Annotated in this window: 23 protein-coding genes; 1 reads left to right on the plus strand and 22 read right to left on the minus strand. The window is 42.2% G+C overall.

Features of this window, described 5'->3' with window-relative positions; translation table 11 throughout:
• Position 1 precedes the first annotated feature (1 nt).
• The 7 genes from ABVF55_RS09710 to ABVF55_RS09740 form a co-directional block, all read right to left on the minus strand.
• Positions 2-1,087 carry a hypothetical protein gene (locus ABVF55_RS09710; protein ID WP_118095926.1) on the minus strand — a complete coding sequence of 362 codons (1,086 nt, stop codon included), beginning with the start codon at positions 1,085-1,087 and terminating at the stop codon, positions 2-4.
• Entirely contained in the window at positions 1,080-5,501 is a 4,422-nt protein-coding gene (essC, locus tag ABVF55_RS09715; protein ID WP_118095927.1) for a type VII secretion protein EssC, read from the minus strand. The genes ABVF55_RS09710 and essC overlap by 8 nt, the downstream gene beginning before the upstream one ends.
• 3 nt (positions 5,502-5,504) lie before the next feature.
• Positions 5,505-6,794, minus strand: a complete 1,290-nt coding sequence (essB, locus tag ABVF55_RS09720; protein WP_118095928.1) for a type VII secretion protein EssB — start codon at positions 6,792-6,794, stop codon at positions 5,505-5,507.
• Position 6,795: 1 nt separating this feature from the next.
• The gene (locus tag ABVF55_RS09725; RefSeq protein WP_003013697.1) at positions 6,796-7,038 is read right to left on the minus strand and encodes an EsaB/YukD family protein; all 243 of its coding nucleotides are present in this window, start codon (positions 7,036-7,038) and stop codon (positions 6,796-6,798) included.
• Positions 7,039-7,494, minus strand: a complete 456-nt coding sequence (essA, locus tag ABVF55_RS09730; protein ID WP_118095929.1) for a type VII secretion protein EssA — start codon at positions 7,492-7,494, stop codon at positions 7,039-7,041.
• Entirely contained in the window at positions 7,491-10,514 is a 3,024-nt protein-coding gene (gene esaA / locus ABVF55_RS09735) for a type VII secretion protein EsaA (protein WP_247923564.1), read from the minus strand. The genes essA and esaA overlap by 4 nt, the downstream gene beginning before the upstream one ends.
• Before the next feature lie 131 nt (positions 10,515-10,645).
• Positions 10,646-10,933, minus strand: coding sequence for a WXG100 family type VII secretion target (locus ABVF55_RS09740; protein WP_003009979.1), 288 nt, complete (start codon positions 10,931-10,933; stop codon positions 10,646-10,648).
• 476 nt (positions 10,934-11,409) lie between these two features.
• On the opposite strand from ABVF55_RS09740, the gene ABVF55_RS09745 reads away from it, so the two are divergent.
• Positions 11,410-11,961, plus strand: coding sequence for a hypothetical protein (locus ABVF55_RS09745; RefSeq protein ID WP_118095931.1), 552 nt, complete (start codon positions 11,410-11,412; stop codon positions 11,959-11,961).
• Between the two features lie 54 nt (positions 11,962-12,015).
• Here the strand turns inward: ABVF55_RS09745 and ABVF55_RS09750 are convergent, their stop codons facing one another.
• From ABVF55_RS09750 to ABVF55_RS09820, 15 genes are all read right to left on the minus strand, one after another.
• Positions 12,016-13,866 carry a proline--tRNA ligase gene (locus ABVF55_RS09750; protein WP_118095932.1) on the minus strand — a complete coding sequence of 617 codons (1,851 nt, stop codon included), beginning with the start codon at positions 13,864-13,866 and terminating at the stop codon, positions 12,016-12,018.
• 15 nt (positions 13,867-13,881) lie between these two features.
• Entirely contained in the window at positions 13,882-15,141 is a 1,260-nt protein-coding gene (gene rseP / locus ABVF55_RS09755) for an RIP metalloprotease RseP (RefSeq protein ID WP_021154371.1), read from the minus strand.
• Between the two features lie 36 nt (positions 15,142-15,177).
• Complete coding sequence (locus ABVF55_RS09760; protein WP_023919527.1) at positions 15,178-15,981, minus strand: phosphatidate cytidylyltransferase; 804 nt, start codon at positions 15,979-15,981, stop codon at positions 15,178-15,180.
• A gap of 9 nt (positions 15,982-15,990) precedes the next feature.
• Positions 15,991-16,740, minus strand: a complete 750-nt coding sequence (locus tag ABVF55_RS09765; RefSeq protein ID WP_118095933.1) for an isoprenyl transferase — start codon at positions 16,738-16,740, stop codon at positions 15,991-15,993.
• Positions 16,741-16,894: 154 nt separating this feature from the next.
• Complete coding sequence (gene yajC / locus ABVF55_RS09770; RefSeq protein ID WP_445285285.1) at positions 16,895-17,221, minus strand: preprotein translocase subunit YajC; 327 nt, start codon at positions 17,219-17,221, stop codon at positions 16,895-16,897.
• A gap of 156 nt (positions 17,222-17,377) precedes the next feature.
• Positions 17,378-17,623, minus strand: coding sequence for a hypothetical protein (locus tag ABVF55_RS09775; RefSeq protein ID WP_003009969.1), 246 nt, complete (start codon positions 17,621-17,623; stop codon positions 17,378-17,380).
• Between the two features lie 225 nt (positions 17,624-17,848).
• On the minus strand, positions 17,849-19,978 hold the full coding sequence (locus ABVF55_RS09780; RefSeq protein ID WP_445285286.1) for an AAA family ATPase: 2,130 nt from the start codon (positions 19,976-19,978) through the stop codon (positions 17,849-17,851).
• A gap of 355 nt (positions 19,979-20,333) precedes the next feature.
• Positions 20,334-20,633, minus strand: coding sequence for a hypothetical protein (locus ABVF55_RS09785; protein ID WP_049523162.1), 300 nt, complete (start codon positions 20,631-20,633; stop codon positions 20,334-20,336).
• Between the two features lie 18 nt (positions 20,634-20,651).
• On the minus strand, positions 20,652-21,032 hold the full coding sequence (locus ABVF55_RS09790; protein WP_070674758.1) for a type III secretion protein: 381 nt from the start codon (positions 21,030-21,032) through the stop codon (positions 20,652-20,654).
• Complete coding sequence (locus ABVF55_RS09795; RefSeq protein ID WP_445285287.1) at positions 21,011-22,603, minus strand: hypothetical protein; 1,593 nt, start codon at positions 22,601-22,603, stop codon at positions 21,011-21,013. The genes ABVF55_RS09790 and ABVF55_RS09795 overlap by 22 nt, the downstream gene beginning before the upstream one ends.
• Positions 22,603-22,986, minus strand: coding sequence for a DUF1310 family protein (locus tag ABVF55_RS09800; RefSeq protein ID WP_118095936.1), 384 nt, complete (start codon positions 22,984-22,986; stop codon positions 22,603-22,605). Before ABVF55_RS09800 ends, ABVF55_RS09795 begins: the two co-directional genes overlap by 1 nt.
• 186 nt (positions 22,987-23,172) lie before the next feature.
• On the minus strand, positions 23,173-23,571 hold the full coding sequence (locus tag ABVF55_RS09805; protein WP_118095937.1) for a DUF1310 family protein: 399 nt from the start codon (positions 23,569-23,571) through the stop codon (positions 23,173-23,175).
• 108 nt (positions 23,572-23,679) lie between these two features.
• On the minus strand, positions 23,680-24,444 hold the full coding sequence (locus ABVF55_RS09810) for an amino acid ABC transporter ATP-binding protein (RefSeq protein WP_003004189.1): 765 nt from the start codon (positions 24,442-24,444) through the stop codon (positions 23,680-23,682).
• 19 nt (positions 24,445-24,463) lie between these two features.
• Entirely contained in the window at positions 24,464-25,150 is a 687-nt protein-coding gene (locus ABVF55_RS09815) for an amino acid ABC transporter permease (protein WP_118095938.1), read from the minus strand.
• A gap of 3 nt (positions 25,151-25,153) precedes the next feature.
• Entirely contained in the window at positions 25,154-25,846 is a 693-nt protein-coding gene (locus ABVF55_RS09820; RefSeq protein WP_118095939.1) for an amino acid ABC transporter permease, read from the minus strand.
• Positions 25,847-25,869: the final 23 nt, after the last annotated feature.

Consider the following 25,869-nt stretch of genomic DNA (forward strand, 5'->3'; position numbering starts at 1 on the left):
TTTATTCTCCTCTTTCTACACTACAGAATGTGCTGTTTCCTAATACGATTTCAATTACTTTCTGATATTCTTCAACTGATTTACTCTCCAGCATCTCGTAGTAATGGATATAATTAATACCAGATAACCACAATATTACAAACATCTCTGAAAATAATTTTGGCTTTTGTGTCAACAAATAAATAAATTGTTCTTTTACTTTGCCAATATAATTTGAAATATCTTCCTTGTTTAGATAATTCTTAATCATTATTAAGGAAATATTTGGTAGTATCATTCCCATATCCGCACTGTCAATAATGATTTGAGGCAAATTTTTGCTAAAAATTTCATTAAGTAATTGATATGTAAATAAGATATCCTCTAAATGATTGATATGATCTGGATTTGTATGAATCAACAGAAATCTAGATAGAGTTTTTGACTTATATAAGAGTTTCTGTGGAATTATATCACGAGATGATAAAGGAATAAAAACAGATTTTGTATAAGATTCATTATCAAAATCTACTATTTTTTTCCTCATTTTGCTTTCTACGCTCTCATTAATTTCCCCTAATGCATGAACACAAAATTCCATCCCTTTAAATAAATACTTTTGAGCCAATTCCACATCTTCTTTAGACAACTCTTCAATAAATCTATTAAACTCATCTTTATTAAATCTCTTATTCTGAGCTATAAACTCAAGTAATGTTAAATTTAATGAAGTTTGATTTTTGACATATGAACTCTTGTATTGTTGAATAAATTCAGTTTTAATCTGCTGAAAATCTCCTTTTGGAACAAAATCTATTACCTTAAGTAATATATCCAAACTACTGAGAAGTGTTGATGAAGTGGAAACAAAGGAAAATAAAGTATTGCCTGGATTAACAGTCACTTCTATATTTTTCTGTAGCTGAGTTCTTGCATATTCTTGTTTGTAGTAAGCTAGCAACACAATTGCAGCAGGATTAATATTTATAAGTTTTTTTTCTACTTCATAAAGAAATAGTGAAAAACCAAAATTATACCCTAAGGTAATATATATTCTATCTGTTTTACACTTTTGAGTTTGCACAACTAATTTATCCAGTTTACTCATTGTTAACTCCTTTAATTACTTTCATAGCCTGATAATGATTTCCATCAACCATATAAGCAACTGACTTTTTCAAAGCAGGTTCCGAATATTTCACATTCGAAACACTTATAATTTTCTGATCATTTAATCGTAACTCAACAACAGCATATTTTAATTGCTTAATGAATTTTGAAACAACATTTAGACTATTAGATAACATTGGGAGAGTTGTAATGAAGCTATATACTTTAACTTTAGGTCCATTCGTCATAATATATAGTATTTTATCAGATAATATTTCATTTTCCTGAATCAACTCTCCAATTTCATCCCAAATTATTACCATCGGTTTAGGAAGTACTTCATCTAAATCAACATTTTCACTGATTAGATCATATATCTCTTCTATAGTATTCTTCCTTATCAAAAGCGAACCAATTTCTTTTGAAATACGATATTGTTTTTGAGTTTTCGAAGTAGTCAAAAGAATAGAATCAAAATGAAGCTTTTCGAAATTTAACAACATAGTATTTATAATATTGATTTTTTGCCATTCTTGTTCAAAAATATACAGAAGATTTCCTTTAATTAAGTCCCAACTTAACGGTTGAACTTGTTCCAGATCCAATCCGAGTGGCACTTTTCCTTGATCCAGCAAGACTGCTACATCCTCACGTCCATAGAAGGCTGCTTCTGTCAACTCATCTGGCACCATTGGAATGCCTGCTGGGGTGCGGCCTGTCCACATCTCTTTGAGGCTTTGGACTTGATCGCGGAGGTTGTTGATGATTTGGATATCATTGTCCCCCGCGACTGGTAAGGCGAACTGGACGACATCGACTTCGTCACGTTTCATGAGGGCGCGTCCCTTGATGTCTTCCATCGTAGACGCCAGTGGGGTTGCTCCCACGATCCCGCGAACTTCAGAGATATCATTTTGTGGCAAGGTCAGCTGGTGCTTAAAGTTTGAATAGAGCTGAGCCCGTAGGTTGTTCTGACGGCTAGCTGTGATGATCAAGTGCACACCGATGCTGAGACCTTCACGAGAGATCCGCATGAAGAGCTTGAAGAGGTCTGTTTCATAGGGCTCGTCCTTCATAGACTCATAGCTATCCATGAGGATGACCATGGTTGGCTCTTGCTTACCGGTTACTTCACGGTAGAGGGCGATGGTTCCGACCCCATGCTCGGAGAGGAGCTTCTTACGGCGATCCAACTCGCGGTTGATGATCCGGATGAATTTCTGGATTTTCTCCGTCTGATCGAGCAAGAGGCTATCGGCCACATGTGGTAATTGAGTCAAGGGCGCTAGACCATTGGTTCCGAAATCCAGCAGGTACATGGTCAGATTTTCTGGGCTCTGCTTGCGAGCTAGATCCATTGCGGCTGTCTGAAGGAAAGTGGTCTTTCCTGTACCTGGACTTCCGTAAAGGAGGATATTCCCATCTTTTGACAGATCGATAGCGACTGCTTCTTGCTTTTGCGCTTGCGGGATATCGGCAACCCCGATCAGGACACTTGGAGCTGTCCGTTTTTGCCAAGCCTCGATCGGCACGACCTTGTCCAACTCATCCAGCGTGATCCGCTCTTTGAGCGGTGGCAACCATGGTTGGGCCACAGCTGCGATGCCTTCTTGTTGGTGCAAGTGGTTGATTTCCTGCACGATGACATCCAGTTCTGTCGGCACTTCCTTGATTTCTTCTGCCATATCAAGACCAGAAAGGTCTTGGTTGAGAACTTCGTATTGGCCCAGTTCATTGATCAAGTAGATGGTATGGTCTTCGATCCCTAGCTGATCCTTCTCAGGCTGGTAGTCTGCTCCTGACCAAGCAGTTTGGAAGAGTTCATAGACTTCGTTGTTCCCGACTTGGAGGTAGGCACGACCGGTCTGAGTGATCTCAGCCGCATCTGCCGTCCGCAGCATCTCCATGGAGTCGCCACGGTCTGCCACCTTGAGGGCTAGCTTGAAACGGGAGTTAGACCAGATCTGGTCATCCACGACCCCAGAAGGTTTTTGCGTCGCAAGGATCAAGTGTACCCCAAGGGAACGCCCGACACGCGCGATAGAGACCAACTCCTTGATGAAGTCTGGTTGGTTGACCTTGAGTTCGGCGAACTCATCACTAATCAAGAAGAGGTGAGGAAGCGGTTCTGTCGCTTCACCGAGTTTAAATTTCTTTTGGTATTGGTTGATATGGTTAACCCCATATTGACCAAAGAGGCGTTCCCGACGATGGATCTCCGCATTGATAGAGGCCAGGGCCCGCATGGACTGGGCACCATCCAAGTTGGTGATGGTCCCCAGCAAGTGAGGCAGATCCTTAAAGAGGTTGGCCATTCCCCCACCCTTGTAGTCGATAAGGAGGAAAGCCACATCATGTGGATGGAAGTTGACGGCAAGGCTCAAGATGTAAGACTGAATGGTTTCAGACTTACCAGAACCGGTTGTCCCTGCGATCAAACCGTGTGGTCCATGGGCTTTTTCATGGAGATTGAGGTAGACCAAATCGTCCTTCCCGCGCAGACCGATCGGCACGGCCAAACTTTGGTAAGGGGCATGGCTCTCCCACCGACTCAAGACCTTGAGGTCATTGAAAGTTTCTGCCTGGTACATTTCAAGGAAGGTCACCGAGTCCGGAATTGAGCTCTTGAGCTGTTGGATATGTTTCAGTGGGGCAAGGCCACGCGAGATGGCTTCCTTGTCATAACCTTCAGGGAAGTGATCCAATTGGAAGTCAAGCTCCCGAAGAACCCCTTCTTGCAAGAGCAATTGCCCTTGGTTGCGGTCCTTGATAGAGATAACCGTTTGGATATTTTCAGAAAGAGATGAGAGTACGTCTGCCACATAGATGATGGAGCAACCGAGCTCTGTCGGATCCTCACGGAAGAACTCCATGATGACATGGTCCAAAATCAAGGTTTCATCAGTGATGAGGACCACATAATGAGGGTGGAAGATCTTGGTATCATTGGCTTTTTCTTCTTCTTTTTGCGCCTTGCGGAGTTTGAGGATTTGGTTGAGACTGTTCAAGACCTGATCGCGTGTCCGCTGATTGTAGACAAAGCTACGGACATTCATATCTTGCAGAGTCGCATGAGGCAACCAGCGCATCCAATCCCAGCTTTCTTTTTCCTCTTCTGGAATGATCGGAATAATGGTCAGATCATGGTAAGAGTGAAAGACAGCTAATTGGGCAACCAGGAGTTGCAACTGCTCTAGCACGATAGGACGAGGACCGACGTACCCTACAGGTCCCCGATTAAGGCTGGCTACAATCGGAAGATTGTCGATTTTTTGATGAGCTTGGAACAGGGCATAGCCTTCTTCTTCCAAGGCATCTTTCTTCCCACTGCGCTCTTCCTGACCATATTTGAGCTCATAGCTGGTTGGAACCTTGCCCAAGCCCAAACGATAGGCCAAAAAGTCAAAATGGAGCGGTGTTTTTTCGTAGATCCGCGAGTCATAGCGTTTGACCATCTTGGTCAAGTCTTCGATCGCTGGAAAATGGTAAAACATGCCTTCTCGTTGCTTACGAGAGAGCTGTTCCAAGTCCTTGGCCTTGTCCTTGAGATAGAGATGGTAGAGCTCCACGCGCTCTTTCTTATCTTCTTTGTATTTCTTACGATTCTTGAAGAAGCCTTGGACCGAAAAGATCACACTGACCACAGACATGGATACCGTCGCGATGATATAGAGCCCCCGCGGTTGGAAAATGGTGATCAAGAGGGTCACCCCAACCATGATGAGGGGTGGCATGATCAACTTCAAGAGTTCATCTGATGGCTTTTGAGGCTCTGCACCTGGAGGATTGATCAAGATCTTGTCTTCCGAACTCCGGTAGATAATCCGCGGAGACCGGTGGTACTCTGGATAGTCCTTGTAGAAGTCATAGCGTGAATGCAAACGTGGCACTAGATAAGGACTCACTTCGACAGCCCCTTCCACGCCAAATTCTTCTGGATAGAGCTTAAAGGTCACATCTCCAATAGCAAGCTCATCCCCAAAGGCCAGTGGAAAAGTCGCTTCACTGACGAGTTTATGGTTATGGTAGAGTTTTCCAGATAAGAGCTGGCAAGTCCAGGTCTGCTCTTTTTTCACAAGGAGAAAGCGTACTGGATAGTGCAAGCGCACATCCGCACCCTTTTCATCTGCTACGAGGATTTCTTCCTTGTCTAACAGTTCATAAGTATGGACTTCTCCTGTCGCCAAGTAGCAGACTACATCCCCAAGAATCTTGCTATTTTCAAGCACGCCCTTGTCTTCACCATACTGGTAGAAGATTTCTCCTTGACTCCATTGGAAATGAAGGGGATTTTCTTGCGAAGCCAGGGTCAACTGAGCTGTTTCTTGATTCGATACGGTGGCTGTCTTTCCCTCTTCTAGCGCTAGCTCATAGCGAAAACCTTTTTTATAGAGTATGATACGTTTTTTCATAGACTACTCCTTGTGGTCGCTAGACTCAGTCGAGCTTGCAGTTGTAGAAGACGAACTTTCTGTTGAGGAGCCTTCTGTAGATGAAGCTGTTGTTGAGCTGCTAGTGGAAGATTTGGTTTCATCTGTCTCTGCTTCCAAGAGTTTAGAGCGGGCATCCCAGTATTTCTTGTATTCGCCCTCAAGCTCAGAGAGTTTCTTCTCGCGCTGTTCACCAGAGAGTTTTTCGCTATCACGTGTCGCCTTGATTTCTTTACGAAGGGCATAGATAATCAAGTCTGAATCGTCGATCCGCTTGGCTGTATCCAGCGCTTGGGTAAAGTCATGACGTCCGATATAGATCCAGTAGTGGAGATAGAGGCTATCTGACTTGAGCGTAACATTGTTAAGGATGACCTTCTTTTGGTCCTCCGAGAAATTCAAGCCTTGCAAGTAAGACGTCGCCAACTCATATTTCTGTGTCGTTGGAAGACTGCTTGGAGCTACTCCCTCCAACTCATCGATCACACCAGTGTAGTCTACCTTGAGATAGGCTGTATCCGCTTGAAGCAACTTTTCTTTAAAGGGTGCTTGGAAAAAGACCAAATAAATCAAGGGCAAGAGTAAGAGGGTCACTACAGCTGAAAGCCAAACCGTTGCCAACTTAAAGATTCGGTGTTGACGACTTGAAACCAAGGTCAAGGTCTTTTCTTCCTCTTCCTTGCGTTCTTGGTAGGCTTTCTCTAAGAGAGCTTTCATCTCTTCTAAGCTAGCAGCATCACGGATTTCTACCAAGAAATCAGGCAGATCTTCTAATTCAAGTGTGCCTTGATAGAGCTCCATGAAATCCCAGTCCCCAAAAAGAGTGACCGCATAGCACTTGGCCTGCCGCAAGAATTCAACCTGATCCCACTTGCGTGGCACCATCATTCCCGGCACCCCGCGATAAGCGATCTTGACTTGCGCATCCTTGGTCACAAACAAATTGATAGGATGCAACATAAAGGTCACCGGAAGCTCCAAGGCTGGCGCCAAATCCAAGACATTGATAGCTAGACGCAGACGGTCTGAAACCGGTAATGCCTGGATTTCTTCTGCACTCAAGCCTAGCGCGTCTGTCTGATAGGTCAGATGAATCTGGTCTTGATCCGCTGTCATGCTTTGCTCTAAAAACAAGGGATGATGGAGATCCAAAATCCATAAATTGCGTAAATCCTGGCTATCCACTTCTGAACGCTTAAGGTCCAGCCGCCAGCTCGTTTCTTCTTTTTCAAAACGGAAGACTTGTTCTTCCAGTGTAAATTGTTCTTCTTTCACCTTACCACTCCTCAATCTCGATCAGATCACCACTCGTGATCGGATACTCCTGTACCACCTTGCCTTCATCCAGCAAGATGCCTTTATTTACCACGCGCAACTGATACTTGCTTCTAGGCTCCATGGCAGACCCAAAGATCTGATCCAATTCCCGAATCAAGCGTCGCACCTCCATCCGCGTTGGGATTCGGAGGTCATGGCTTGCACCATTCATACGGAAGGTGACATTGATATGTTGGTCCATTTAGGCCTCTTTTCTATAGATTCGATAGGAAATATAGCCAGCAATCCCAAAGAGAAGAGCACTCCAAGCCAGCATTTGCAAGGCTGGAATAAAATCCGACAAGCTGGCCGAATTGTCCTCCACATTGGACTCGAATTTAGATAATTTTTGATTTTCAGGCTGGAACAGGTCCGCTTCAGGCCCCGTTTTTTTCTTTCCCCTTATAGCAGAAAACAACTGGCCGTCTGAATCGGTCAATTGTTTCTCTTGCTTGCGTTTTTCATCTGCTAATTTTTTCTGATCCTTCTCATTGAAAAGAGACTCAGTCGCATCCAATTGGCCCCCAAGTGTCTTTTCCTGCTCTGTCTCAAGACGTGAGTTGTTGACCTGCAGACGATTATCAATAAAATCATCTGCAGAAACAACAACCGCTGGCAAGAGACTTAAGACAAAGAGAAGATACATCATTTTTTTCATAAGCTTGATTCAATTTCCTTTGTTTGAGTAAACTTCTTAGGAATGAAGATATTGGCAACCGCCAAAAGTCCGAAGAAGACCAACAATCCGAAGAAGACGCCGATACCGGCTGTTTGTCCATCAAAGTAACCCGCAAACTGTCCTTCTAAAATAGAAAGGAGGTTAACATTTTTCACCAGTGCTGGAAGGCCTGACAAGGTCGCGGTCGTTCCGATCGCGCTTGATAGGTAGACATAGCTGATCAACATGAAGAAGGCCAGTCCCATTCCAATCACACGGAAGTGTTTCAAAAGAAGGTATTGTAGTTGTACCAAGACAAAGCTTGCTAGAACCGCTAAGAACACCCATGAAGGTACATATTCACGACCAACAGAGAGTTGAATACTTGAAATCATTCCGATCACCAGTCCAAGGATGAGAGAAAGTCCCACAAGGACACCGACAGACAAGAGATCTGATTCTTGCAAACGATCCAATTTGAAACGATCCTTAACCTTGCGAATGATTGGTTGAGTCGCAAAGAGATAAGCTGTAAAGAGACTCAAGACTTCCAACATAAAGATCCAGATAAATGGACGGTAGACGTTGATAGTCGCTTTCACAGAAGAAGATTTCTCTGCAACTGGATTTGACAAGAAGTCGAGCAAGACTTCATTCGGCACTCCGTTTTCATAGGCATTGTTGAAGACCTTACGGAAGGCTTCGACGAAGTTCCCATTTTCAGACAATTCCTTGTCGAATTCACCCATCAAGCTCTCTGCATTGCTAGACAATTTCTCTGTATTGCCTTGGGCTTTTTCCAATTCTTTGTTCAATTGGCTAAAGATTTCATTGGTAGAGTTAGCAGCTTCTACATTGCTACGAGATGAGCTCTTAACGCCTTCTGTCGAGCTCAATAATGACGTGTATTCAGAACCAAGAGCTGACAAATCTGCATCGGTCTTGGTTTGAGCCTGTGTCACTGTTTCCTGCGCTTTTGAGATCTCTTCTAGGCGTCTTTGAAGGTCTGCATACTGCTTCAATTGATCGTTGATATTTTGGGTTAGATCCTTGTTGGTGTTTTCGATTGCTTGAAGATTTGCCTGCAATTGTGGTCCCAAGTCTTGCAACTGTTTAAGGGTACCATCTAACTGGGCTTTCACACTCTTCGTTGCATCCCCAGATTCATCCGTTTCAATACTCTTACGGTAGTCCTTCATGTTACTTGAAACGGCAGCCTTCACGACATCGACCAAAGCATTTGTCAAATCCATATCTTCGATCGGATCATAGAGCGAATGACGATCTCCCTTGTCATCTTTTGGATAGTAAGCATCGATCAATGCTCCCGCGCGTTGATAATCCAGGGCGATTTCACTAGCTTTCGATGCATAGTTAGCGACAGCTGTTTTCAAGTCTTCTGCAGATACAGTCACACTGGTTGAAGAAACTCCATTCACAAGGACTTCAACATCAATCGCGCTTGGCATAGCTCCTCCATCTTCAACAAGGTGAATTTGAATTTGTTTGCCATCTTTCAGTTCGACTTCCTGCTCACCACTGCCTGCATAAGTCTGTCCATCATAGGTCCAGGTATCAACCTTAACTCCTGCAGGTACTTGAATGCTAACTTTTTGTTTTCCAGATTTAGCATTGAGAACATTCGCAACTGCCGTTAATTTAGCATCCACTTCAGCAGCCAATCGTTTCAAGTCATCTGCGTTCCCTTTTGCTTGCCCCTTCGTTCCAGCAAAAGCACTATCAAAATCAATCGCTGCGTTGAGATTCCCATACTTATTCAGATTAAGACTAGCAGGATCTAAAGACGGAAGTTTTTCAATTGCTTGACGAATGTCATCATCCGCTTTATCTCGAGCCTTGCTGATAGTTTCGATTTTTGGCTTTCCAAGCAAGGTACGAAGAGTGACTTTGTCTCCTTCATTTAGACCATAGTAGTCAAGGATCTTCGCTTTTACAGAAGACTCGATGTTCTTTTCGTGCTCATCTAATTTGTCGCGTTCTGCCTTGATCCCTTTTTCGAGGTCTGCCACACGATCATTCACATCTTTTGTCAAGCCTGCATAAGTCTTGGTACCTGAAGCATCTCCTTCTGTTTCAGTTGGTTGACTCAATTGTTTGGTAATTGCTTCTTGGTTTTGTTGTAGATTCTTATACAACTCTTGGGTCTTTTCACTGACAACAGACTGGTTCATAGACATCAGCTGGTTCATGAACTCTTCATGGCTGATCTTGTCCTCAGAGCGTTGTTTGATCAATGTGTCGAAGTTTTGACCGTACTGATCCTGAGATTGGGTCAATTGATCAAAAGCCTGTGTATAAGACTCAAGGACTGTCTTCAAAGCATTGTTCGACTCGACAGAAGACGTAGACAAGCTATAGAGACTTGGAAAGATATTCTTCGAATCTAAAGCCGAATCCAGCAAGTTGCTTCGGTATGAACCAATGTTGGTAGATTGAATTTTGTTACTTGTTTCCACGTTCTTCTGAGCTGTATAAAGGTTGCTCAAAATGCTGACCATATACATATCAACCAACTGGCTATTCAAGTCTGAAACGATATCTTTAGCGACTTTATTGGCCTCGTTTTCAACCTGAGAATTTCCAGCCGCATTGACCTTATACGTCACCGTGGTCTTCTCTGCATTAACCGCATTCACTTCCAAGACCTTCTCTGAGAAGTCACTTGGAATGACAATCATCAACTGGTACTTGCCATCTGCAAGCCCTGACTCAGCGGCTCCACGAGGGAGTACAGACCAGTTTTGCGAATTATCCCGTTCGATATTCTTTACATAGCTAGCCCCAAGGTTGTATTCTTTATCATTCAGTTTGACCGCTTTGTCTTCATTGACAACCGCAATATTAAGCTTGGTGTTTTCTGTCGTTTGTACGGTCTTGGCTTCGTTTTGCTTTTGGTCCTTTTGAACCGTCGTATAAAGACCCACTACAGATCCCATCAAAAGGAGCACAACTGCACTCTGACCGATGTATTTTAACCATTTTTTCTTTTTCACTTCTATACCTTTTCCTTTTTCTAATTCATAGATACAAAATAGGGGTTAGGAATTAAGAATCTAACCCCTATTTTCTATATATCAAAAGACAAAAGGGTGATCTACCTACAAGAAGTAAGATCACCTCCAAGACTATCTTAGTGGATTTGTGCAGCGATATCTTGGTCAGTTTGTTCAACGATATCAGCAACTTTGATCAATTGAGCGTTGATGTCTTCCAACAATTGAGCGAATTGTTTGATTTTTGGAGACAATTCGTTGAATTGTGCTTCAAAGCTATCAAATGCAGATCCATCCCAGTTTGCGTCGATGACTTGTTGTTCATGAGTCAAAGTGTTAAGGATTTGATCGATTTCTTGAGAACCTTGTGAATAGCGTTGTGCTGATTGACGTAGTTCTTCCGGAGTTAATTTAATTTGAGCCATATGTTTCTCCTTTTGGGCTGATACCCTAATATTTTTTTCATAAACAATACATTTAGTACGAATTAGTAAAAATCCAAAAAACTGTATATTTACCTTTTCACTCCCTATTTGTATTATTTACTTAAAGATATCTTAATGAAATATTGCGAGAAAGTCAAGTTTTGAGCCCCAACTGATAAAATATTGTAACTTTGTTACATTTTTGAAATAATTTGTTATACAAACGTAACATATATCTGAAATTCCTTGCCCCAGTAGTCTCCAACTAGTATTATTTCTGATAAGAAAAGAAGACACTCTGTCCTGTTATATTAACTCGACACATAGATAAAAAATGTTGATTTTAGGTTATTTTAGATACAATCTTTGATGATTTTTGTATATTTTTTCATTTTTAAAACTTTTATGGTATAATGAAACCTGTTCAAAACTTGTTTCATACAAGATCGAACACCATTAACCTATAAGGAGTATATATGAAAAAATTTCTACTTGTCTCTGTCTGTCTACTAGCTCTTACCGCTTGTAGCCAAGGCCAACAAGGCAAAGGGACTACTAACGCTTCTTCCAAGCAAGAGGCCACTCAAACCAAAAAGGAGCAAGTCCAAAACAAGACCTTTGTTAGTGACCTCGGCGATCACCACCAAAACAAAATTCAAATCGGCTACAAAAAAGATGAAATTGTCTCTTTTACTTTTCTTAGTTTTGAACCCATTTCCTCAGATTTGCAAGACATGGATCTTTCCGAGTTAAAGGAAATCTACCAAGAAGAATTAGAACATAGCGATATCTATAAAAGCTTAAATGGCAAGCCTGGTCTTAGCTTCCGCATTCAAATTTCGAAAGATAAACAATCCTATGCCAAGGTCTTACAAGCTGACTTCTCAAAAATCAAGAAAGATGAGTTTGCTTCCATCTACGGGGATCAAGGGGAGGAAGAAACAGCTGAGTTCAAGAAATACCTCAATGGCAAACCTCAAGATCTCTTTACCTATTTCAAAGATCAAGGCCTCAAAGAAGAAAAATAAATAGAGCTTCCTGAGTTTCATCACCACACTGGTGAGAGCTCAGAAAGCTTTTTCTTATTTGTTCAAGATTGAAAGGGTTTCAAGGAGATTGTCCGCATGAACTTCGATGGTATCTCCTGTTGCTTTTATTTTCACTTCTACGATACCTTCTGCTGCTTTTTTACCAACTGTTACACGGATTGGAAGCCCAATCAAATCACTATCACTGAATTTGACACCAGCGCGTTCATTTCGGTCATCCACCAAGACTTCGTAGCCTTTATTCACCAAGGCTTCTTCGATCCGATCGGTCAAAGCAAGGCTCGCTTCATCCTTGACATTGACTGGAATCAAATGCACATCAAATGGCGCCAATTCTTTAGGGAAGTTAATTCCCCAAGCGTAACGGTATTCCCCTTTTGGAGTCTTATTGACAAAGAGGCGAGCATGTTGCTCCATAACGGCTGAAAGAAGACGGCTGACACCGATTCCGTAGCAGCCCATGATGATTGGAACCGCACGACCGTTTTCGTCCAAGACATCTGCTCCCATGCTAGCGGAGTAGCGTGTGCCGAGTTTGAAAATGTGACCGATTTCGATCCCACGTGCAAAGTTCAAGACCCCTTTCCCATCTGGTGAGATTTCGCCTTCACGAACTTCACGGATATCGACGTATTCTGCAGTAAAGTCACGTCCTGGGTTGACACCAGTCAAGTGGTAGCCTGTTTCATTGGCACCGACTACTGCATTGCGGCTGTCTTGGACCTTGCGGTCTGCGACAATCTTAACATTTTCAGGAAGATCTACTGGACCGAGAGAGCCAAAATCTGCTCCTAATAATTCTTTCACTTCCACTTCGGTTGCAGGTTCAAAGAAATCTGCGCCGAGGTGGTTTTTCAACTTCACTTCATTGAGCTGATCATTACCTACGAGAAGGGCAACAACAGGCTCACCATCTGCAATGTAAACCAAAGTCTTGATAGTAGCTTCTTCTGGAACATTCAAGAATGCAGCTACTTCATCAATCGATTTGACACCTGGTGTTTCCACGCGCTTCACTTCTTCTTCCGCTACGACACGGTTACTTGGCTTGTATTCGTTAGTAGCCATTTCCAAGTTCGCAGCATAGGTTGATTCACTTGAATAGGCAATGGTATCTTCACCAGAGACCATCCATTTGAGCAATTCTGCTTTGATTTCTTCTTGGACTTCTGCTGGGATCTCATCAAAGGAAGCTACTGATTTGTCTAAAACAACCCAACGGTCCAAGTCCGTACGAGCAGGCGTAACAGCCATAAACTCTTGGCTATCTTTTCCGCCCATAGCACCACCATCACCGATGATAGCTTTGTAGTCGATGCCACTGCGGGTGAAGATTCGCTCATAAGCTGCCTTGTACTCATCATAAGTAACATCCAAGCTATCATAGTTAGCATGGAAGCTATAACCGTCTTTCATGATGAACTCACGGGTCCGAAGAAGACCGTTCCGCGGGCGTTTTTCATCACGGTATTTTGGTTGAATTTGGTAAAGATTCAACGGCAATTGTTTGTAAGATTTTACTGAGTCGCGCACAATAGCGGTAAAGGTTTCTTCGTGAGTTGGACCTAAGATAAAGTCAGAGCCTTCACGGTTTTTCAACTTATAAAGATCTTCCCCGTAAGTTTCGTAACGACCAGATTCACGCCAGAGATCCGCACTCAAAAGGGCTGGAGCAAGCATTTCTACTGCTCCAATTTTTTCGAATTCTTGGCGCATGATGCCTTTTGCTTTTTCAATTACTCGATTTGCTAAGGGCAGATAAGAATAGACCCCCGCTGATACTTGGCGAACATAACCTGCACGCAACATCAAAGCATGGCTAATGACTTGGGCATCGCTTGGCATTTCGCGAAGCGTTGGAATCAACATTTTACTTTGTTTCATGGACAATATCCTTTTCTATTTCAAAAATAATTTCATAATATCATTCCAGGTGACAGCAATCATCAAAATAACCATTACAGCTACACCTGCAAGCGTCATATAGGTTTCTACTTCTTGTTTCAGTGGCTTTCTCCGGACGACCTCGATCAAATTGATCAAGATTTTTCCTCCATCCAAAGCGGGAATCGGGATTAGATTGAAGATCCCAATATTAATAGAGAGCATAGCCATAAGAGATAAGACTGCCGGAATCCCTAATTGAGCAGCTTGTGAGCTGGCATTGTAGATGGCAACCGGTCCACCTAGTTTATTGAGACTAAAGTGGAAAATGATATCTTTCAAAGCTCCCAAAATCCGTGTCGCTGTATTCCAGGTATCTGTAAAACCAGACAAGAGTTTATCCACAAAACCTGTCTTGAGGCCGTTTGTCACACCCAAATAGTAACGATTCCCTGACTTGGTTGGCTTCACTTTGACTTCTTTTTCTTGGCCGTCTGTCTTGACTTTCAGGGTCAATTCAGGAGCCGTCTTGCTGTCCTTGGTTGCTTTCTCGACAGCATCTGTCAGCTCATCCCAGTTGCTAACGGTATCGTTATTGACTTGAAGGATCTGAACATTGCTTTTAACACCAACCTTAGCTAGCGCCCCATCGGGTGCCACCTGAACATTGTTGCTGTAGTAATCAATCGCACCACCGCGCATAAAGGCTAAGAGTGAATAGACGACAATACTGAGGATAAAGTTGTTCATAGGACCCGCAAAGTTGGTGATCAACCGTCCCCAAATGCTGGCATTCTGATACTGAACATCTCTCGGCGCAATCCGCACTTCTGTCCCATCTTCCTCAACAATAGTCGCATCATGATCGACATCATAAGTCTTGGTCTCATCGAGAACCAAGCCCGTTATTTCTAATTTATCTTCAAAGTCAAACTGGGTAACATTCATGGGAAGGGCTGTCTGATCCAGATTCTTTCCTGAAAGATTGATCCGGACGACCTTACCAGCCTCATTTAGCGTCAAGCTGACAGGCGTTCCGGTTTTAATCTCAGTTGTGTCCTCACCCCAGCCAGCCATACGCACATAGCCACCTAAAGGTAGAATGCGAATGGTATAAGCTGTTCCATCTTGACCAATATGGGCAAAGATCTTTGGACCCATCCCAATCGAGAATTCCCGCACCAGGATGCCCGATTTTTTTGCAAAATAGAAATGACCAAACTCGTGAACGAGAACGATCACTCCAAAAATAACAATAAAGGCAATAAATTGCATCGTTCTATACGTGGTTTCCTTTCTATCTCTTCTGTCTTAGAACAAGCCCAAGAAATGCATCAAGGGAAAGACAAAAATCAAACTATCAAAGCGGTCTAGAACACCACCATGTCCCGGAATAAATTTCCCAGAATCTTTCACACCGAAATGGCGTTTAATCGCGCTCTCTACCAGATCTCCAAACTGACCTGCAATACTAAAGAGGATGGTAAAGAAGATCATAGCAAGAAAACCATGTCCACCTGCCACAGAGCGATCCACGATCATATAGATCACAGTTACCGCAACTGCAGACAAGATTCCCCCAAGACTGCCTTCAATCGTTTTATTAGGAGAAACCGCAGGCATGAGCTTGCGTTTCCCAAACCGACTTCCTACCAGATAAGCACCTGAATCCGTAGCCCAGACAATAAAGAGGGCCAATAAGACCTTATCAATACCAGCAATTCGCGCATCTACTAAGGAATGGAAACCAAGTCCAACATAAAAGCTAGACGCAATGGGATAGACCACATCTTCATAATTGTAATTCTGAGCAAGAACAGTTGTTCCCATGAGAATCAAGACAACCAAACCATAAGCAATCATATTGCCATCTGCTGGAAGGTAAGGGAGGTAGTCCTCGATCGGCAACGTCAGGACGAAGGCCGCTAACATGGCCAGCGCTCCTTCAAAGGTCGCTGTCTCAAGCCCCTTCATCTTGAGCAATTCATGAACCCCTAGCATGGCGATCAAGCCAATCACAATCTGGAAGAACACCCCTCCAACCATTACTGTTGGAATGAAAAAGAGCAGGGCAATTCCTCCAAAAATCACACGTTTTTGTAAATCTTTCGTCATCATCTTCTCCTAAACACCACCAAATCTCCGATGGCGATGGCTATATTCTACTATGGCACTTCGTAGTGCTTCCTCTCCAAAATCTGGCCACATCACATCTGTGAAATACAACTCACTGTAAGCAGCCTGCCAAGGAAGGAAATTACTCAAACGGATCTCTCCGCTGGTACGAATAATCAAATCCGGATCCCTTAGGACACGTGGCAAACTCTCGGTATAGAGAGAATCAGCGATCATCTCTTCTGTGATATCTTCTGGGCTAAACTTCGCATCCAAGACTTCTTGGGCGATCTGCTTCACGGCCTGGGTGATCTCAGCACGTCCACCATAATTGAGCGCGAAATTCAGGATCAAGCCTGTATTGAGATGGGTCATCGCTTCTGCTCTTTCCAAAGCCTCCAGCGTTTCTTTTGGTAATTTCTTGGTATCACCGATCATTTGAATCTTGACATTATTGCGATGCAATTCGGGGACGAAACGACCATAAAACTCAACCGGCAAGTGCATGATGAACTTGACTTCATCTTCAGGGCGTGTCCAGTTTTCGGTCGAAAAGGCATAGACAGTCAGGACCTGAACCCCCATATTTTTTGCTGCAATCGTCACTTCTTGGAGAGCTTCCATCCCTGCCTTATGACCGAAGACGCGCGGTTGCATCCGCTTTTTCGCCCATCGACCATTGCCATCCATAATGATCCCAATGTGTTTCGGGACTTCTAAAGGTATCTCGATTTTTTCTTTTTTCTTAAAACGAAACATGTTTTTCTACCTATTTCAATATTTATCGCTTCATTATACCATAAATCCCCATAAAATAGGGACTCTGGCCTCTTTTTTGAACCAGCAGGACTTTCCTTCATCACGTCGTCCTATTTGCCCACCAAAAAAGAGGCCTTTGCCTCTTCTTTGATGATTATTCTTCGATGGCTGAATCGGCATCTGAGCTAGCGCCTTCTGTAGCAGTAGCTGAGATTCCTTCTGATACAGGAAGAACTGTTTTGATCGCTCCCAATTCAAAGGTCAGGTAGATACCATCAACATCCAAGACAACGGTCTTGCGATCTGTATCGACTTCATCGATGGTTCCGTACAAGCCACCAATCGTGATGACTTCATTTCCTTTTTGAAGTTTATTCAAACTTTCCATCCGTTTTTGATACTGTTTCTTTTGGCTACGGCTCATGAAGTACATCAAACCGACCATAAGAACGAGCATAATTAGCAAACTTCCGCCTTGCATATGTTTCTCCTTTAATTTTCATATATGCTATACTATATCAAATTTCGCCCGTCTTTTCAAGTTTTCCCATCCTCTTCAAGTAAAATCAGACTCCAGTCTCAGAGAAGAGGCAAGTTTTGATGAAAAAGAAAAAAACCACGAAAAGTGGGCTACTGACTAGTCAATCGTAATGCCATACTTTTCATGATTCTCATCATACCAATCAATCAAGGCCAATGCCGTTTGATAGGTAATATTTTTGATTTTACTCGTTCCCTTCGTCAAAGTCGCCAAGCTCATTTTGCTGATGTTTGTTTCAGTTGCGACACGATAGCTCGTCAAGCGACCGTCAACCATCAGTTGAACAACGGCTTCCACTTTTCTGTATTCGGGAGTTGAGTAGATATCAATTGTATTGCTCATCTTACTTCCATTCCTCAAATTTTATTCTTGTATAGATTATATACTTATTTTCTTTATTTATTAATAATTTTGCTCAAATTGGATTAATTTCACTAATTATTGATGTTTTTTTAGCTCAAATAGGAGGATTTTGGCCTTATACGGCGAATAATTTCCCCCAGGTGGGAAGAAAAAATAAAGACTGCTATATGATAGCAGTCTCTATTTTTCACAAACTAATTCGCCTTAATCTGCTTGTTTATCAGCGTTTTCTTCCTTCTTTGTGTCTTTTTCTCTGATCACAAGGACACCATCTTCCATGTCTGCTTCGAGATGTTTGGCATCCAAGTTATCCAAGTGGAAGTCTGTGACTTTGTCACGGATTTGTTGTTCAACTACCCGACGGAGTGGACGAACACCCATCACTTCATCATAACCTTCTTCAGTCATGTATTCTTTAGCTGCATCGCTCACTGCCAAGTCGATTTCTTTCTTAGAAAGGGTCTTATTGACATCTACCAACATCAAATCAACAATCTTAGAAAGATCTTCCTTGCTCAAGTGTGAGAATTCAATGACAGCGTTGAAACGGTTCAAGAATTCTGGACGGAAGTAAGGTTTCAAACGATCCATGAGTTCTGGTTTATCCGCATCTTCTGTCAAGTTGGCTTCGTAACCAAAGCCAGCGTTTGAAGTGGCGATAATCACAGTGTTCTTGAAGTTGACCGTGTTCCCTTGACCATCTGTCAAACGACCATCATCCAAGACTTGAAGGAGAAGGGTGATCACTTGAGGATCTGCCTTTTCAATTTCGTCAAGAAGGACGATTGAGTAAGGGTTACGGCGAACACGTTCTGTCAAGGTATTGCTGTTATCATCGTAACCAACATAACCAGCTGTTGTACCAATCAATTTAGAAACGGCTGTGCGGTCGCTGTATTCTGACATATCCAAACGGATGATAGCATCTTTGGTTCCGAACATATCAAGAGCCAATTGTTTAGCCAACTCAGTCTTACCGACACCAGTAGGACCTACAAAGAGGAAGCTACCGATTGGACGGTTCCCTTCGTCAAATCCTGCACGGTTCCGACGGATAGCACGTGCCACTGCTTCAACAGCTTTATCTTGACCGATAACCTTAGTTTGCAAACGGTGACCCATATCTTTCAAACGTTCAATATCAGTTGCACCCATTTGAGACACTGGAATACCCGTCATCCGTTCTACTGATTCAGCCACATCGTTGATTGTTGCTGTTACTTTATGATCTTCCGTATGGTTTTCAATTTTCTTTTCAAGTTCTTCGATACGAACTTTTGCTTTCAAAGCTGCTTCGTAATCTTCTTTAGCCGCAGCTTCTTCTTGTTTGGTTTTTTCTTCTTCAATTTCATGTTCCACAGCATGGACATCTGTTACTGGATGTTGGGCTGCCAAGTGAGCAGCTGTCACATCGACCAAGTCAATAGCCTTATCAGGCAAGCTACGTTGTGGAATGTATTGGATCGAATAATCAACCGCTGCTTTCAAAACTTCATCTGGCAAGATGACATTGTGGTGTTTTTCATAAAGATCACGGATCCCTTGAAGAATCTTGAAAGTATCTTCAGATGATGGAGCATTGACTTTCACTTCGTTGAAACGACGAGCAAGAGCTGCATTCTTCAAGATGGTGTTACGGTATTCATCTTGAGTAGTTGCCCCAATGACTGTCAATTCCCCACGTGAAAGAGCAGGTTTGATGATATCCGCAAGACCTTTAGAGCCTTGACCATCACCTGTGCTACCTGCACCAAGGATTTGATGGATTTCATCAAAGAAGAGAATGACATTTCCCATAGCTTTGACTTCTTGGATCAGATTTTGAATATTTTCTTCAAAGCTACCACGGTATTGCGTACCAGCTTCTAGACCAGAAATATCAATCGAGATGATTTCTTTGTTCTTGATAGCAGCTGGAACATCCCCGTTCACAATAGCTTGTGCCAAACCTTCTACAACTGCTGTTTTACCAACACCGGCATCCCCTACAAGGACCGGGTTGTTCTTGGTACGACGAGACAAGATTTCAGCCGTTTCTTGAATTTCTTTATTACGTCCGATGACCGGATCCAATTTTCCTTCACGGGCTTCTTCAGTCAAGTTGCGGCCGAGCTTCGCAAGGATCCCATCTTGTTTCATTCCTTTACCTTGATGGTGTTGCACTTGCTCGCTTCCTTCATTTGGAAGTTGACCAGTTTGGCGGTAAATAGCAAATTCTTCAGGTGTCACTTCACGACCGTTGATCATGTAGCGACGGCTTTCAGAACGAAAACCACCCATGTTTCCCATTAGTTGATTGAAAAGATCATCCATATTGTTAAAGTTGTTATTCATATTGTATACCTCTAATTTACATAATTTTAATTCATTCTTGAAAATTAGCAGACCAATTGGCTGCTGTTTAATTGTTTACATAATTTTAATTCATTTGTTTAATAATAGCCCTACAGGCTAACAGTTTCTATTTTTCCTTTTATCAATTAGTTGTCTTAATTCTGGAAATAGCATATCACCATCTCCTTTCCACTATTGATCTTGTAAACCAGTAGGTTTTCCCAACCTCTTTTTGTTTACATAAATTATTATAACGCAGACTGATTTCTTTGTCAACACTTTTTTACATAATTTTTAAAATTTATTAAAAAAATCTGGAGTCACTCCAGATTCCATTTTAAATAGAAGTTCTTGGCTAGATAGATTTAAATTTCCCAGCTTTTTCTTGAATAACTGTCTGTACATTTTTAGCAAATTGCCCCACCATGGACTGATCCAGTTGTTTTCCAACTACCTGGACGTCTTCTTCGGCTACTGTTGTAATCGCAGTCAAGCCATCATTGTAACGTTTCTCAACTCCTGCCTTGCAGGTCAATAAAACGGGCGCATAGACAACACGGATTAAATCTTTTTCAAGTTTCTTTCGGCTTTCGATGATCCTCATCTTATCTTTCATATCTAAATCAAAGAAATCTTTGACTGGACTATCACCCATACTTCCTCCTCTTCTATACTATGAAACTTTATCTTGTGCAAACTCCTCTTCCAGTTGGTATCTATCTTTCCGGTAGGATTGCCATAAATTCTCTTCCTCGATTTCGATCTGTTTTAAGACTACATGTGCAGCTTCTCTAGCTTCGAGATCATACTCTTCGATACAGCGATGGAGGGACTCCCATTCACAACTGACATCAACCTCCTGCTCTTGTAAGAAGGAAGCTGCCATCGCATACTCTTCTTCCAGCATCTGGGTGAAGAGCTGCTGTTTTCTTTCCACTAGGCAACGCTTTTCATCTAGCTTCAAGCGCGCTTTGTGAAACTCTCTTTCCAAGTGATCTAGTTTCTTTTCCTTTTTCGAAAGAGTAGATGAAATTAATAAGCTAGTTGTTCCCACTGGTTCATTTCTCCTGCTATTTTTTGGTCTTTTGCTTTTAAGAGCTCAATTCCTGCATTCACTTGCTCGTTTAAAGCATGAAATTCATTTGATAAGGACTGATATGCAGCCAAACGGTTGTCGAATCTTTCTCTTACTTCAGTGACAACTGTTTGCTTTGTTGCACCAGCCTGTGCATAGGCCTCTTCTACTTCCGCAAGATTGAGAATGAAGCCTTTCGGAACGGTATGTAATACTTTCTCCAAAGCTTCTAAATCTGTATCCAGTTGTGCCTTAGATTTCTGAGCTTGCTCCAGCCCTTCATCCACTACTCGAATCAGCTCATCAGAAGCCAAGCGCGCCTGCAAAGCATCAAGATAAATCCGTTCACTTGAGCTCAGTCCACCACCTGTTTTTTGTAATTTATCTTTTAGGCGATAGTAAACCTTCATCCGCTCTTCAATGATTTCCTTGCGAGTGATGGCTTCCGTTCCCTTTTCAAGAACCAAATTTCCATTCTTATCATAGATATAACCATGCATCATATGTTGCAGGCCAGTATTTTTTAAATCATTAGTTTTGAGGTGCTTGACAATCCCACTGGATTCCTTGCTTCCAGAATCCTGATAGCCCAAGCTAACCAAATCTTTATGGTCAATGTGGTTGTAGATTTTGTACTTCAGCGCATCTATACGCGCTTTTTGCTCGGGTGTTAGGATAGGATAGGCATTAGGGCCATTATATAGGTGTACGGTCCCAATATGAGAAGCTTCCTCTTCCGTCAAACAGGCAAGCGCATACTGAATATTCATAGAACCCAGAGAGTGACCGTATAGATCAATCTTGGCATTGGGATATTTTCGAATCACCTCTTTCAAATGAGCTGCAGCATCTTTAAACTGCGGAGGCGGGAAAGTCCCGTTTTCATCATTGTATTTTTTTAAAAAAGCAGCTCCCACTAAAGCAGGAAATTTAACCTGTTCTTCGGCTGTTCTTTCTGCAAAAAAGCCGACCACATCTGATGCTTTTTCCTGTACGAAATTGCTGACAGGATTGTCCAGCGCTTTTTTCATAAACCTACCTAAGGGCGTGGCCTCCGGCGGAAGTATAACAGAATTAGGAACAACCGCATCTTCAAAAGCTTCTACAAAATTATTAAAACTATCCTTAGCCTTATCACGCGCATAATTCTTCGCATATTCTGTTGCATACTCGCTCGCACCACCAGGGTTCAAAATATTGGAAGCTGCTGGCAAATCTGTCTTTACCCAATCCGTATATGTATCATGGAGTAATTTTTGTGTACTTATTTCAGTTTCAGATCCCTTCATCAAGACAGTCACGTCATGTATTTGGGCACGTTCTTCATCTGAAGCAGTATAAGGGACTGCTTTTTGTTTTTCGCCTTGACCATTGTTAGTAAGAACGAAGACCTGCTCCTCATTGTCATTTACATTATCATAGATGTGAGCGACATTGCCAATGTATTCTCCAGTTTTCAATCGTACATCTTGATTATAGCTTTCTATCTCATACTCTTTATACGCAATTTCTTTCTTTATTTCATCTGAAAATGATTTATCAAAAGCCATTATTTACCTCTTAATTCATCTGATAATTCTCCTGAGATGACATAACCATTTTGTTCAAATTTGCCATCTGATTCCTCTGTTAAAGTTGTTGTAATTGTTAGGTTATTATCATCATTGATTATAACTTTTATTATTAATCCTCCCATTGGATTATACTTCAATGAATTTTCATTTATCTTGTAACTTTTTATAACTCCTTTATCTGTAAATGCGTTTGGATCTTCTTGTCTTAATAAATTTTCAATCACATCTTTTGCTTTCTTACTCTCTGCAATTTGAATCATTTCTTGTTTCTTGGCAGATTGTCCATTAAAAAAGCTACAACCTCCTAAGCTCAGGCTAAATACTACCATTATTAACACAATTAATTTACTTTTTTTCATCTTCTTCCCATTCTTTCTTCAGGTTTCTTAGAATTTATTATACAAAATTCTATTCATACCTGAAATGTTACTTTTGTTAAAAAATATTGCCAAATCGTTACAAGCACTAGCTATTAATGTAACATACCAGCTTTGATTCAGAAATGTTTCTATTTTCCTATATTAGGGGTATTTACCTAAATGAGTTTATTTCCCAGTCTCTTCTGCTTTACTTAACAGATCACTTAATTTTGCTGAAATACCGTAACTACCTGTTTCGAACTGTCCTGAATCTTCCATTTGAACAGTCGTATCGATCGTTAACTTTTTATCGCCATTGATAACGAGAGTGACATTCATCCCTCCCATTGGATTGTATTCCAATTCACCTTTTATCAGGGTATAGGAGTGAATGACTCCTTCTGAAGTGAAAGCTTTCGGATCGATACTGATTAACAAGTGTTTTACCGCTCGCTCCATTTTCGTGCTTTCTGCGATCTGAATCATTTCCCTTCTCTCAGCAGCTTTATCTGTAAAAAGACTGCAGCCTCCTAGAAACAAAGTCAGTAAGAATAGTAGCATTAATCGTTGTTTTTTATCAGTCATATGTTCCCTCTCACTTTTATTATTCGTAATGATTTTTAAAAAATGACCCAATTTTTAAAAATTTTTTCCAGAACCAAAAAAACACACCCTACATAGGTGTGTCTCCTGTTAAATCATGTATTCGACGCTATAAGTGGCATCGGATAGAATCCGTGAAAGAAATTGTTTGGTTCGTTCTTCTTTTGGACTGTTGAAGAATTCATGCGGTTCGTTTTCTTCGATGATGTGTCCGCCATCCATAAAGATAACGTGGTTGGCCACATCACGCGCAAAGCCCATCTCATGGGTTACGACAACCATGGTCACTCCTTCTTGGGCTAATTGCTTCATGACATCTAAGACGTCACCGACCAACTCTGGGTCTAGCGCTGAAGTCGGCTCGTCCAGCAAGATCACGTCTGGTTTCACTGCGATGGCACGCGCGATTCCGATCCGTTGCTGCTGGCCCCCTGACAATTGAGAAGGATAGTAATCCTTGTAAGCGAGGAGACCAACTTTTTCAAGGGCTGATTCTGCCCGTTGGATGGCTTCTTCTTTTGGAATCTTACGGGCTACAACCAGGCCTTCTAAGATATTTTCAAGCGCTGTTTTGTTGGCAAAGAGATTGTAATGCTGGAAGACAAAGGCTGTCTTTTGGCGGATTTCTAGAATCTCTTTTTTGCTGAGTTTTGAGAGGTCATACTCTTTTCCACCCAAAGTCAAACGGCCTGTATCCGCCTTTTCCAAGTGATTGAGGCAGCGAAGGAAGGTTGTTTTTCCTGATCCAGATGGCCCCAAAATAACGACGACATCCCCTTGGTTGACCTTGAGATTAACATCTACCAGGACCTGGTGGTCCTTAAATTTTTTCGATACGTGTTCTACTTCTAACATCTTCTTATTTCTCCTTCTTCTATGCGAGTGTCAGGCGTTTTTCTAAGCGATTGAATCCCCACTGAATCACTCCACAAATGACAATATAAAGAATAAAAATCACTAGATAGGATTCAAAATATTGATAGCCATAAGAGGCTTCGACCTTGGCAATTGCAGTAATATCCTTGATGGTCATGACAAAGACAAGGGATGTTCCCTTGACCAAGTTGATGACCAGGTTACACAGATTGGGCAGGGCCGCACGAAGCGCTTGTGGAAAAACAATGCGGATGTAGGCTTGACGATTGGTCAAACCAATGGCTTGCGCTGCTTCTAGCTGGCCCTTATCAACGGTCAGAATGGCTGACCGTAGAATTTCAGCAAGACTCCCCGTTGTCATCAAGCTAAAGATGATAAAGGCATAGTAAATGGGATTGATCTCAAAGACATTAAAGTGACTACCAATACTCTTAAAAAAGCTATTTAAGAGGCTGGGGAAGAGACTATAAAAGAAGAGAATCAAGAGAATCGGAGGCGTCGCGCGGATAAAAGCTAAGTAAATCACTGAGAAACTGCGAACACCTTTGACCTTATAAATCTGACCGAGTGCCAAAAAGAGGGCTGGAAGAAAACTCAAGAGAATCGATACGACCATGATCAGAAGGGTCACTGGAACACCACCCAAGGTGGCTAGAAATGCTTTACTAATAAAATTGAAATCCATAAGCTACCTTTCTGTTACACTGAGTCGTTTCTCAAGGAGTTGAGCAGAGAAGGAGATCACAAGGGCAATTCCCCAGTAGATCACTGCTACAGCTGTATACGTTTCGAGGGAATAATTCCCAAGATTGCGGCTGATCAAGTTGTTGCCTGCTCCCATGATATCGATAAAGCCAATGGTATAAGCCAAAGCGGCATCGCGCATAAGGTTCAAGATGGCAGTCGTCATATTTGGAAGAGCTACGCGAAAGGCTTGGGGAAGGACAATCCGCCAAATGGTTTGAGCTGGCGTCAAGCCGATACTCAAGCCTGCTTCCATCTGTCCTTTTGGAATGGCCAAATAGGCTGCCTTGAAGACCTCAGAGATCATAGCGGCAAAGAGAAGAAACATGGCAACAAGGACAAAGACAAACTTGGACCAGTCGTCAATGTCAATACCCAACCACCAGTTCAAAAATTGGGGAAGTCCATAAAAGACCAAAAAGAGCAAGACAATCGGAGGGGTACAACGCAAAGTAAAGACATAACCTTTTGCCAGACCTGCTCCTACCTTATCTTCTGATACTTGTGCCCAGGTCAAAACCAAGCCAAATGCAGAACCGAGAACCGTCGTTAACACCATCAAAGCTAGGGTCGCTGGCAGAGCTTGGACCAAGGTTGGAAGAAATGACCAGACCTTGGAAATGTCGTATGAGACCATGTTTCTTTTCCTTTCTGTATCCG

This window comes from Streptococcus sp. KHUD_012 (assembly GCF_052588255.1).